This window comes from Hymenobacter pini (assembly GCF_020421205.1).
GTDB lineage: Bacteria > Bacteroidota > Bacteroidia > Cytophagales > Hymenobacteraceae > Hymenobacter > Hymenobacter pini.
On sequence record NZ_JAIZZH010000001.1, the window covers coordinates 685,552 to 697,471 of the forward strand.

Annotated in this window: 8 protein-coding genes; 5 read left to right on the forward strand and 3 right to left on the reverse strand. The window is 60.5% G+C overall.

Translation table 11 applies throughout. From position 1 onward, the window contains the following. Window positions 1-105: 105 nt before the first annotated feature. A complete protein-coding gene (locus LF252_RS02985) occupies window positions 106-2,400 on the forward strand; it encodes a GH92 family glycosyl hydrolase (RefSeq protein ID WP_226267296.1) in 2,295 nt (764 codons plus the stop codon). A gap of 111 nt (window positions 2,401-2,511) precedes the next feature. Continuing rightward, window positions 2,512-3,930 (forward strand): glycoside hydrolase family 125 protein, encoded by a 1,419-nt coding sequence (locus LF252_RS02990; protein ID WP_226267297.1) that lies wholly within the window; start codon window positions 2,512-2,514, stop codon window positions 3,928-3,930. 155 nt (window positions 3,931-4,085) lie between these two features. Here LF252_RS02990 and LF252_RS02995 read toward each other — a convergent pair whose 3' ends face one another. After that, the gene (locus tag LF252_RS02995) at window positions 4,086-6,953 is read right to left on the reverse strand and encodes an FG-GAP-like repeat-containing protein (protein WP_226267308.1); all 2,868 of its coding nucleotides are present in this window, start codon (window positions 6,951-6,953) and stop codon (window positions 4,086-4,088) included. A 302-nt stretch (window positions 6,954-7,255) separates the two neighbouring features. Between LF252_RS02995 and LF252_RS03000 the strand changes: the two genes are divergently transcribed. Beyond that, entirely contained in the window at window positions 7,256-8,203 is a 948-nt protein-coding gene (locus LF252_RS03000) for an NAD(P)-dependent alcohol dehydrogenase (protein ID WP_226267309.1), read from the forward strand. Window positions 8,204-8,326: 123 nt separating this feature from the next. Beyond that, window positions 8,327-9,229 (forward strand): NAD(P)/FAD-dependent oxidoreductase, encoded by a 903-nt coding sequence (locus tag LF252_RS03005; RefSeq protein WP_226267311.1) that lies wholly within the window; start codon window positions 8,327-8,329, stop codon window positions 9,227-9,229. 1 nt (window position 9,230) lies between these two features. Here the strand turns inward: LF252_RS03005 and LF252_RS03010 are convergent, their stop codons facing one another. Continuing rightward, on the reverse strand, window positions 9,231-9,659 hold the full coding sequence (locus tag LF252_RS03010; protein ID WP_226267313.1) for an EamA family transporter: 429 nt from the start codon (window positions 9,657-9,659) through the stop codon (window positions 9,231-9,233). 159 nt (window positions 9,660-9,818) lie between these two features. Between LF252_RS03010 and LF252_RS03015 the strand changes: the two genes are divergently transcribed. Continuing rightward, window positions 9,819-10,781: a formylglycine-generating enzyme family protein gene (locus tag LF252_RS03015; RefSeq protein ID WP_226267315.1), complete on the forward strand. Its 963-nt coding sequence runs from the start codon at window positions 9,819-9,821 to the stop codon at window positions 10,779-10,781. A gap of 160 nt (window positions 10,782-10,941) precedes the next feature. Here the strand turns inward: LF252_RS03015 and LF252_RS03020 are convergent, their stop codons facing one another. Next, complete coding sequence (locus tag LF252_RS03020) at window positions 10,942-11,793, reverse strand: transporter (RefSeq protein WP_226267317.1); 852 nt, start codon at window positions 11,791-11,793, stop codon at window positions 10,942-10,944. Window positions 11,794-11,920: the final 127 nt, after the last annotated feature.

The following is an 11,920-nucleotide window of genomic DNA, read 5'->3' on the forward strand; positions in this document are numbered from 1 at the left end:
AGTTAGTATCTCAACGTCAGCACGCGAGATTTCTCGGCTCCGCTCGGAATGACACTCAAGAAGTTAACCAGTAAGTATTTTTAGCCTACTCCAAAAAGCCCACCCATGCAGCGTTTCCCTCTTTCAACTGCGGTTCTCGCCTGCGTTGCCGCCACGGTAGCCTGCACCCGCACCCAGCCAGCCAGTACGTCGGCGGTAACAACCAAGGCCCCGGAATCCAGCCTCACGCGCTACGTGGACCCCTATATTGGCACGGGCGGGCATGGGCACGTATTCCTGGGGGCCAATGTGCCGTTTGGGGCGGTGCAGCTGGGGCCCGTCAACGTAACGGAGGGCTGGGACTGGTGCTCGGGGTACCATTATTCCGATTCTACCATCGTGGGCTTCGCGCACACTCACCTGAGCGGCACCGGCATCGGCGACCTGGGCGACGTGACGGTAATGCCGACTACGGGGCCGGTACGCGTGACGGAAGGCCGGCCGAAAAACCCGGAGCGGGGCCTGCTGTCGTTTTTCTCGCACCAGGAAGAAGAGGCCCGGCCCGGCTACTACGCCGTGCGCCTGAAGCGCTACGACATCCGGGCCGAACTGACGGCCACCGAGCGGGTGGGCTTCCACCAGTACACCTTCCCCAAGTCCGAGGCCTCGCATTTGGTGTTTGATTTGCAGCAGGGCGTCGGCTGGGATTTGGCCACTGACACCCACATCGAGCAGCTCAACGACAGCACCCTCATCGGCTACCGCAACTCCAAAGGCTGGGCCGAAGACCAGCGGCTGTACTTCGCGGCCATTGTTTCCAAGACTATCCGCAGCTTTAACAGCGTGCAGGTACTCGATACGCTGGGCAACACCAAGCCCGCCGCCACCGGCAACCGCCTCAAGGGAGTGCTTACCTTCGCCACTCAGGCTGGGGAGCGGGTGAAGCTGAAAGTAGGCATTTCGCCCGTCAGCGCGGATGGGGCTTTGGCAAACATTCGGGCCGAAATTCCGCACTGGAACTTCGCAAAAGTGGTAACGCAGGCCGATGCCGCCTGGAACCGGGAGCTGCAGAAGGTGCAGATTCAGGCCGACGAGAACCGCCGCAAAACCTTCTACACGGCCCTCTACCACACCATGATTGCGCCCTCCGTGTTTAACGACCACAACGGCGACTACCGCGGCACCGACAAGCAGGTGCATCGCAACCCCGGCTTTACCAACCTCACCACGTTTTCGCTCTGGGACACCTACCGGGCCGCGCATCCTCTGTTCACCATTTTGCAGCCCGAACGGGTCAATGACATGGTGAACTCTATGCTGGCCATTTACCGGCAGCAGGGCAAGTTGCCCGTGTGGCACCTGATGAGCAACGAAACCAACTGCATGGTGGGCTACAGCGCCGTGCCTGTGGTGGTGGATGCTTACCTGAAAGGTTTCAAGGGGTTCGATGAAAAGCTGGCCTACGAAGCCGTAAAGGCCACCGCCATGCGCGACGAGTTCGGGCTTAAAGCGGTGAAGGCCCAGGGCTTCATTCCGGCCAACGCCGAGGTGGAAAGCGTGTCAAAAGGCTTGGAGTATGCTTTGGCGGATTGGTGTATTGCCCAGATGGCCCTACAACTGGGCAAACAGGCCGATTACGCCTACTTCAGCCAGCGCGCCCGGAACTATCAGAACTACTTCGACAAGAAAGCCGGTTTCATGCGCGGCCGGGTTTCGCAAACGGAATGGCGCACGCCCTTCGACCCGTTCAAATCGGTGCACATGAAAAGCGACTTTACCGAGGGCAACGCCTGGCAATACACCTGGCTGGTGCCCCAGGACGTGGAGGGCCTGATTACGCTGCTGGGTGGGGAGCAGCGGTTCAGCCAGAAGCTGGACTCGCTGTTTCTGGTGCAGGGCAGCATGGGCAAGGAGGCCTCCCCGGATATCTCGGGGCTGATTGGGATGTACGCCCACGGCAACGAGCCGGGCCACCACATCACCTACCTCTACAGCTACGTGGGCCAGCCCTGGAAAACGGCCGAGAAGGTGCGCTTCATCACCGATAACTTCTACACGGTCCGGCCCGACGGCATCATCGGCAATGAGGACGTGGGGCAGATGTCGGCCTGGCACGTATTGTCCACGCTGGGCTTCTACCCGCTGAACCCGGCCAACGGGGCGTACGTGTTCGGCAGCCCGGCCGTGGAGCGGGCCACATTGCAGTTGGCCGCCGGCAAAACGCTCACTATTGAGGCCAAAAACAACAGCGCGGCCAACAAATACATCCAGCGCGTAACCCGCAACGGCCGGCCCTACGCCAAATCCTACATCACCCACCAGGACTTAGTGCAGGGCGGTACGCTGGTTTTCGAAATGGGACCACACCCCAGCCCCACCTGGGGCGTGGCTCCCACCGACCGGCCGAAGTCGGTGCTGTAACAAAAAGTCGAAGTATTCCGCCGAGTGCGTAGAAGAACGTCATTCCGAGCGGAGCCGAGGAATGACGTTTTTGTATTTTTCATACCAGCCTAACCAACTACCATCACCACTATGAACCGCCGCCACTTTCTTCAGGGACTTACGCTGCTTTCTGGTGGCGCGCTGCTGCACCCAACTTCCTTGCTGGCCATGACCCCGAATTTTCCGGTGGTGCGACCTGCTGAGGCGAAGCGGCGGTTCCGGAGCCGCGCGGTGGAGGCGGCCATCAGGGAGTTTCAGAAGAAGGTGCCCAATCAGGAACTGGGCTGGCTGTTCGGCAACTGCTTCCCCAGTACCCTGGATACTACTGTGACCTACGCCCTGCGCGAAGGCCGGCCGGATACCTACGTCATCACCGGCGACATTGATGCCATGTGGCTGCGCGACTCCTCGGCCCAGGTGTGGCCCTACTTGCAACTGGTAAATAAGGATGCGGAGCTGCGGCAGCTGGTGGCGGGCGTTATCAACCGCCAAACCCGCTGCATTCTGAAAGACCCCTACGCCAACGCATTTTATGGCGACAATACGCGGGTGGGGGAGTGGAAGTCGGACCTGACCGCCATGCAGCCCGGCGTGCACGAGCGGAAATGGGAAATTGACTCGCTGTGTTACCCCATCCGGCTGGCCTACCACTACTGGAAAGCCACACATGATACCGGACCCTTCGATGCCACTTGGCAGCAGGCTATCAAGCTGGTGCTGCAGACCTTCCGGGAGCAGCAGCGCAAAGCAGATTTGGGCCCCTACAAATTCCAGCGCGAAACGGCCAAGGCCACCGATACCCAGCCCATGAACGGCTACGGCTACCCCGTGCGCCCGGTGGGCCTGATCTGCTCGGCCTTCCGGCCCAGCGACGACGCCACGCTCTATTCCTTCCTGGTGCCCAGCAACTTCTTCGCCGTCACCAGCCTGCGCCAGGCCGCCGAGATGCTCACCCAATTGGCCCAGGATACCGCTACGGCCCAGCAGCTCACCGCCCTGGCCGACGAGGTAGAAGCCGCCCTGCGCCAGTACGCTATTGTCGACCACCCAAAACACGGCCGCATCTATGCCTATGAGGTAGATGGTTTCGGGAGTCAGGTGCTGATGGACGATGCCAACGTGCCCAGCCTACTGGCTCTGCCGTACCTGGGCGCAGTACCCGCTTCTGACCCTATATATCAGAACACACGCCGGTTTTTGCTGTCCGAAAACAACCCGTTCTTTTTCAAAGGCAAAGCCGCCGAAGGCATTGGCGGCCCCCACGTGGGGCAGGATATGATTTGGCCCATTGCCATTACCATGCGCGGCCTCACCAGCCTGCAGGACGACGAAATCCGAAGCTGCGTGCAGAGCCTGCGTGCCACCCACGCCGGTACCGGCTACATGCACGAAGCCTTCCACAAGGACGACGCCAGCAAATTCACGCGGGCCTGGTTTGCCTGGGCCAACACGCTGTTTGGGGAATTTCTGTGGAAAGTATACCGGGAAAAGCCGGCGTTGTTAGTGTAGTTGAATACACTGGCGTGCACGAAAGCCGGACTATGCTGGATGAAATTACCTCGTAGGTTTTTCTCAGCGGAATTCCACACCAACTCCAATAGCGTAAATGGAAAAAGCCCCGGCACAAAACCGGGGCTTTTCTCATAGCATGAGTTCAGACTAACTCACCGAATTTCGAGGCGTGAAACCAGACTGCCAGCCCGAACCAAATAGATACCAGGGGTAAGGCCCTGTGTCCGGAGGGCTTGCCGGGCCGGCTGCGTGCGGATAAGGCGTCCGGTCAGATCCAGGAGTTGTAGTGTTGCCGAGGCAGCGCCTTCTACCTGCACCTGTTCGTGCGCGGAAGCCGGGTTGGGATATAGCCGCAAACGGGATTCCGTAGCTACCGGGACACTTGGCTTCACCGGTAGCACAGACCCCGTAAACCGGTCGTTCAGGCGCACGGATACGCTGATTTCCGCCGCGTTGGGCACTACCAGGTCCAGGTCACCATCGTTGTCTACATCTCCCAGCAGAGCATCCGATGGCTGGCGGCCCACATTAATATCAGCCCCGTTCTTGGGCACCGTAAGTCCGCCTTTGCCGTCGCCGAAGCGTACCGACAAGCGGCTGGCGTACTCCTCCGAAACCAGGGCATCCAGATTACCGTCGCCATTTACGTCGCCCAAGGCAATGCCGGTGGGGTCGGGGCGGACCTTGGTTTCGGGCACAGCCGGAGCGGTAAAGCCGCCTTTACCATCACCTAGCCGTATTGAGATATTGTTGCCAGCCGCATTGAGGCCTTCCACGTTGCAAGTTGCAAAATCCAGGTTGCCATCGTTGTTCAGGTCACCCAGGGCAATATCGTTGGGCTGGTTTTCGCCCAGTATCACCTCGGCAACTGTTGGCTTGGTGAACCCACCCCGGCCGTCGCCGAGCCGGATAGACACGCTGCCATTCATGAGCGACTCGTAATTGGCGGTAGCAAAATCCATTTTCCCGTCGCCATTAAAGTCGCCGGTGGCCACGCTCATGGGGGCGTTACCCACTTGCACTTCGGGCAGCGCTGGGGCGGTAAAGCCTCCCCGGCCGTTGCCAATGCGCACGGAAACGGTGCCGTTCTTACGGCTACAGGTTAACAGGTCCAGATTGCCGTCCCCGGTCAAGTCCGTGAGTACCATATCCATGGGGTCGAAGCCGATGGGCACAACGGGTTCCGTGGCCGACTGCCTGGTAAAGCCACCTTGCCCGTTGCCAAAATAAATGGCCAGCTGCTGGGAGCCGTTCACGCTGTTGTTCGTAATGAAATCCAGGTTGCCATCATTGTTCAGGTCACCCAGGGCCAGGCAAGCCAGAAACTGTCCCACGCCGGTAACCAGGCTGGCGTTTGGCGTCGCAGGAGCTACAAACCGGCCCTGGCCGGCTCCAAGCCGCACGCAGGCAAAGCCACTAAAGTTCACGCTCAGCATATCCAGCAGGCCGTCGTTGTTCAGGTCGCCCAGCGCCATCTTGGTCACGTATTTTTCCAGCGCTACCCGGGGCATGGCCGGTACCACAAACCGGCCGGCCCCGTCACCCAAGCGCACCGATACGCTCAGATAAGAAACAGACGTACTGGCGTAGGCCACACCCGCATTGCCGGCCAGTAAGTCGGGTTGGCTGTCCCGGTTCACGTCCGTGAGGGCAATGGCGTACGGGCCTAGCCCTGTGGGGTACTCCGGTACGGGAGCTGGTTGAAACCCACCGGCCCCATCGCCCAGGCGCAGCGAAACCGTGAAGCTGGAGCTGCTGGAGTTGCTGACGGCAAAATCGGGGCGGCCATCACTATTGATATCGGCTACGGCAATGGCTTGTGGGCTTGTGCCCACTTTTATCTCCGGTACCGCAGGGGCCTTCAGGCTGCCAGTGCCGTCACCCAGCAGTACCGACACGACTTTGGCAGTAGCGCAGACTACCAGCGCATCCAGGTGGCCGTCGGCGTTGATATCGTTCAGCGCTACATCGGTGGCTCCGGCCGCTACGGGCACCGCTGCCAGAGCCGTGAAGCCGCCCGCGCCGTTGCCCAGCAGCACCGTAGCCGTGTTAACGGTCAAGTTGCTGTTGAGCACCACCAGGTCGGGCCGGCCGTCGTGGTTTACATCGGCGGCGGCCAGCCCCGCTGGTGCCGGCCCGCAGCTGATGTTGGGTAGCGTACTAAAAGTACCTTTCCCGTCGCCGAGGCGGATGGCAACGGCCGACAGCCGACTCAGGCCCACCGCAAAGTCCAGCTTCCCGTCGGCGTTGAAGTCCGCCACGGCCAGCCCACGCATGTTGTTTTCTACAATGAAACGGCCCGCCGACGGATTGTTAAACTGCCCGCTACCATCGCCAAAGGCTAGGCTCACGTAGGAGTAGGTCTGGTCAATGGTCAGAATATCCGGGTGCCCGTCGCTATTCATGTCGGCCACCTGCAGGTCAAGAGGACTGTTTACGCCACTGGAGGTGGTAGCGGCAGCCGCTGGTGGCAAAAAGCCGCCCTGCCCGTCTCCCAGCCGTACCGCCAGCATGGGCTTTGCCGGGCTGCCGACTACAAAGTCCGGGTTACCGTCGTGGTTCAGGTCGGCCACGGCCATGCAACGGGGCTGCAGTCCCACATCCACGTCTTCATCCAGAAACCGGCCCGAACTGGGACTGGTAGCGGCCGTGAAGCCAGTAACCACTCCGGCTACCAGCCCGGTGCCGGCCGTGCTGGTAGCCCGCTCGGACACGCTCACCCGCAGCGGCTCCCCGGCCATGAATGGCTTGGTGGGGGTGAAGGTGAGTGTGGACGTGCCCGCACCTTGGAAAGTACCAGGCACCTGGCTTCGCCAAAGGCTTGTCACCCGTACGGCATCGGGCGAGGCGGCTTGCGCGCTCATGGGCTGCGAAAACGTAAGCTGCACGGAACCAGTACGCGGTACCGCCACGGCATTGGCGCGGGGCAGCATCTCCTGTAGCACGGGAGCCTGGGCCCACGCGCAGTGGGCGGCCGTAGTACCAGCCGTCAGTAACAGTAGTTTGTAGAGTAGGGTCATAGAATCACGTAACAGACACACTTCCCCACGAAGGTACTGAGTGTTAGTCTACATCAGAAGCAGCGGGCGGCGGTATTTCGCAGTGAAAACCGAGGATGTTCGTGCGGCTGTCCGGCCGGCATCAGCCACTGAGGGCTTGGTATCGGCAGCAAGTTGGCGGCGTACGCTCATCTTTGTGGCCCGTTTTTGCACTTGCTTTGGGCTTGTTCCAGCGGCAGGGTAAGAAATCATAGCCCAAACTGGACCTAAGCCCAACGGTTCTGCGTAGGCAGAAGCTCCCTCACCAACTGAGTATATAGCGAATGAATGCCATTTATTTCACCGAATACGGCCCGGCTGATGTACTGCGCTACGGCGAACAGCCCACGCCCACGCCTAAATCCGACCAGGTTCTGGTGCGGGTGCGGGCCAGCAGCATCAACCCCATCGACTGGAAAGTCCGCAACGGCGATATGAAGCTGATTACCGGCCAGCGCTTCCCCAAAATTCCGGGCCGCGACGTAGCCGGTGAAGTAGCCGCTGTGGGCAACCACGTAACCCGTTTTAAAGTGGGCGACCGGGTGTACGGCATGCCCAATGATGGCGTAGGCAGTGCCAACGCGGAGTACGCCCTGCTGGCCGAATCAGTAGCGGCGTTTATTCCCGAAAAAATTTCCTTTGAAGAGGCCGGAGCGGTGCCGCTGGCGGCCCTTACGGCTCTTCAGGCCCTGCACGACCATGGCCAACTGCTTTCCGGCGACCGGGTACTGGTGAACGGGGCGTCGGGCGGGGTGGGCACCTTTGCCGTGCAAATTGCCAAAGCCTTGGGAGCCGGGGAGGTAACCGGCGTGTGCGGCCCCGATAATATGGAGCTGGTGCGCAGCCTCGGGGCCGACCGGGTGCTGAACCACGAGGAGCACGACTTCACCAAAAACCGGAGCCACTACGATATTGTGTTCGATGCTGTGGGCAAGAGTAGCTTCACAGCCTGCCAGCACGCTTTGCGCCGCAACGGCCGCTACGTGACCACCACGCCCGAGCCCAGTGTGCTGATTACCGATAAACTAGCCGCCGCGCTCAGCACCAAATCGGCCCACATGTTCTTCGCCAAAGAGCGGGGCACCGACCTGGCCCTGATTTCGGCCTGGCTTCAGGCTGGTACCCTTCGCGTCATCATCGACAAGACCTTCCCGCTGCAGGAAACTGCCGAGGCGCACCGCTACAGCGAAACCGGCCGCGCCGCTGGCAAAATTGTGCTGACGGTAGAGTAGGGAAGCAAGCGTAACAAAACAAAGCTACACAAATGCAACTTAGTTGCATTTGTGTAGCTTTGTGCGTTTGATAACCCCATCCTCGCAGCTAGTTCTGCGGGATACTCTACTTAGCCAGCAACTATGACGCATGCACAGGAAACCGATGTGTTGATTATTGGCGGCAGCTACGCCGGGCTAGCCGCAGCCATGGCTCTTGGGCGGGCGTTGCGCCGCGTGGTGGTGCTGGACAGTGGCCGGCCCTGCAACCGCCAAACGCCTCATTCGCACAACTTCCTAACGCAGGATGGCCAGACGCCCGCTGCTATCCGGGCGCGGGCGCTGGAGCAGGTGCTGCGGTACCCCACGGTGCAAATAATAGCCGCCGAAGCCATGACGGCCAAAGCCACGCCGTCGGGCTTTGCTGTTGGTACTGTTGATGGCCAGCAGTTTGTGGCTCAGAAAATGATTTTGGCCACGGGCATTGAGGATTTGCTGCCGGAGTTGCCGGGGCTGACCGAATGCTGGGGAATTTCGGTGCTGCACTGCCCGTACTGCCACGGCTACGAGGTGCACGGCCAGCCGCTGGGTGTGCTCAACAACGGCGACGCCGGCTTTATGCAGGCTCGCCTCATCCGCAACTGGACGCCGAACCTCACCCTGTTCACCAATGGGCCCGCCACCCTCACCGAAACGCAGGTGCAGCAGTTACAGCAGCAGAAAATTGCCATCGAAGAAGCTCCCGTGCTAGCCGTGCAGCACACGCACGGGTACATGCGCGGCTTGAAATTGGCCAATGGTACGGAGTTCCCCTTAACGGCCCTGTTCACGCACGTCCCCTTCCGGCAGCACAGTGCGCTGTCAGCGCAGTTGGGTTGCCAACTTACTCCAGCCGGTCACCTGGAGGTGGATGACTGGCAGAAAACTTCCGTGCCGGGGGTGTATGCCGCTGGTGATGCCACTACCCCCATGCGCTCGGTAGCTAATGCCGTGGCCGCGGGCAACCGGGCAGGGGCGTTCGTCAACCACGAGTTGTTGAGGTTGTAGCCTAGGTACTCTCCCGGGTGAAGGCAATCAGCAAAGCCCCACCGGCCATTAGAGTAGCCCCCAGAATGACCTGCCAGGTAATTTTCTCCTTCAGAAAGAATACGGCCAGCAGAATGGAGAAAACCAGCGAAATCTTATCGAATGAGGAGGTGCGCGAGGCCTGCCCCAGCTTGAGTGCCTGAAAGGAAAACAGCGAGGAAAGGCAGGTGATGATGCCGGCGGCTATCAGAAACACCCAGGTGCGCCGGTCAATTTCGGCTACCTGCCCCAAGTGGCCTTGCCAGGCTACCACGCTCCACGCCACCGCCACAATCAGCACCGACTGAATGGCGAAGGCTACGCTGGATTCTGTGTTCTTGACGCCTACCTTAGAAAGCGTTACCACAATTGCGGCCGATAGGGCGGCCAGTAAAGAAAATACGACCCACATACGTGCTACTGAACAAATGCCTTACAGACAGTACGTGCGGCGCGCAATTTTCGCCGCAATAGGGTAGCCACTCGGGCCGGCTGGCTCGTACTGCCCGAAAGCCCGGCGTGTGGTATCTTGCGGGAAGCTGCCCACGGCGGTGCGGCTCAGGTGTAGCGTATGAACAACAAATTTCTGATTGGCAGCCTGGTAGCTGTTGCCCTGTATCCGGTGGAATTGATGGCGCAAAATAGCGCGGGTGGTAGTCCGGCGCTGCCGGAGCCCCCAGGTACGGCTCGGGTAGGAACCAACCTGTTTATGGATGAAACCGAGGTGGCCAATATTCATTGGTTGGAGTACCTGCATTTCATCCGGCGAGACTCTTCAGCGGCTATATACCGCGCGCAACTGCCCGACTCTACCGGCTGGCAGCCCGTGCCCGACCCTGAGCAAACGGCCCCGCCCCAATCGTATTTCCGGGCGCCAGCCTATCGCTACCACCCGGCCACCGGCGTTAGTCATGAGCAGGCCCGGGCCTACTGCCGCTGGCGCAGCGCGGTGGTAAACCGCAGCTACTTCCAAGGCTCCGAGTTTCGGAAGCAGCACCCCGAGCTCCGCGACTACGACGTGACGGTGGAATACCGTCTGCCTACGGAGGCGGAATGGGAGCAAGCCGCCGCAGGTGGCTTGCCGGCGGGGCCACGGCCTTTTGAGTTGGTGCAAACCCGCTCAGTACGCAAGCCCAAACCCATGAAGCTCAACGAATCGGAGGATTTGGTGGCTTGCCTGGATGCCCAGCAACTGGCGCACCCAGCCACCGAAACCGCCTACGAGCTGCCTTATAACCTGCGGGAAAACTACTTTTTAGCCGGCAGCAACCAAGTATTCAGCTGCCCGCCGCCCAAGCGCGAGTTTCCCCTGCAGCCCGTTACCATTGGTCCGCCCAATGGGTTTGGCTTGCAGAATGTAGTTGGAAACGTGGCCGAAATGACGGCCGCCCGAGGTGTGGCCAAAGGTGGGTCGTTTAAAACGTCCGTGCAAGGCCTCACGCTGAAGGACCGGCAGCCCTACCAAACCCCGCAGAACTGGCTGGGCTTCCGGTGCGTAGCCACCGTGCGTATGGTGCGCAAAGCCGGCAAATAACAAAAGCGCCGACTACTTCTCCGCCAAGAGGTAGTCGGCGCTTTTGTTGATGGCAGCTTATCAGAGGGCGGAGTTGCTTTTGAAGTAGCCGCCTGCCACCAGAACGTCATGCTTCGCGGGGATCAGCATGACGTTCGATACTAGGAAGAGGAAATAATGCTTATTTCCCTACCCGCAATGCCAAGCCGGCGCCCACGTTGAAGCCACCAGCGGCTGGGGTGAGGCCGTGGCCAGCCGTAACATCCAACCGCACACCGGCGGCGGGCCGGAAATACAGACCGGAGGTGAGGCCTGGCCGCCAGCCCTGCTGCCGCTGCCAGGTGGCGTAGGTTTCGGCAAAGAACCCAAGGTGGGGCGAGGAGCCAATAGGGCCGTTGAGCGCCAGGGTAGTCAGGTATTGGCCCTGCTTGGTGCCCTCAGCCTTGAAGCCGCGCTGCCGGAAGCCGAAGTTACCTTCCAACCCAAACCGCTGCCCCAACTGCTGCGACACTAGCAGGCGCGCGCCGGGCTCAAATTGTTTGTCGGGGAAGCTGGCGTCGCCGTTACGCAGATTCATATCGAACAGCACCACCACCTGGGAGCGAGCATTCTGCACGGTGGAGGCCAGAAACTTAGCGCCCACATTCAGCGGGGCAAACCCGGCCGGACCGGTGTAGGTAGCCGGCGCGCCTTCAATAGATGAAGGCCGCACCGCCGGCGTGAGCAGATAGTTCTGGGTGGCGCGCAGCTCAATGTGGTTGAAAAAACCCACCCGCAGGGTACTGCCCCAGGCCGAGCGGCCGGCGTAGCCCACGCTGCTGCCCGCATCGTAGCGGTTCAGGCCGGTTTCCAGCTGGAACTGGCCCGGGTACAGCATGTTGGTGGTGATAGTTTGCCCCGGGCGGTCCGGGCGAATCAGCCGCACAAAGGGCGAGTCGCCGTTGTTGAGGTTGGGGTCGGTGGTCTGGGCCAGGGTGCGGGCCGGGCCAGCAAGCAGCAGGGCTCCGGCGGTCAGCAGAGTGGTCGTACGCATGTCTTATCGACGCCCGGTCTCTTTTAAAAGTTCGATTTTTTGAAGAAGATGTAACCTTGCCCGGCAAAATGCGTTGCCCAATTTTCTACTGAACAGTGCCTTAAGTCACCAGATTTGAGGAATTTAT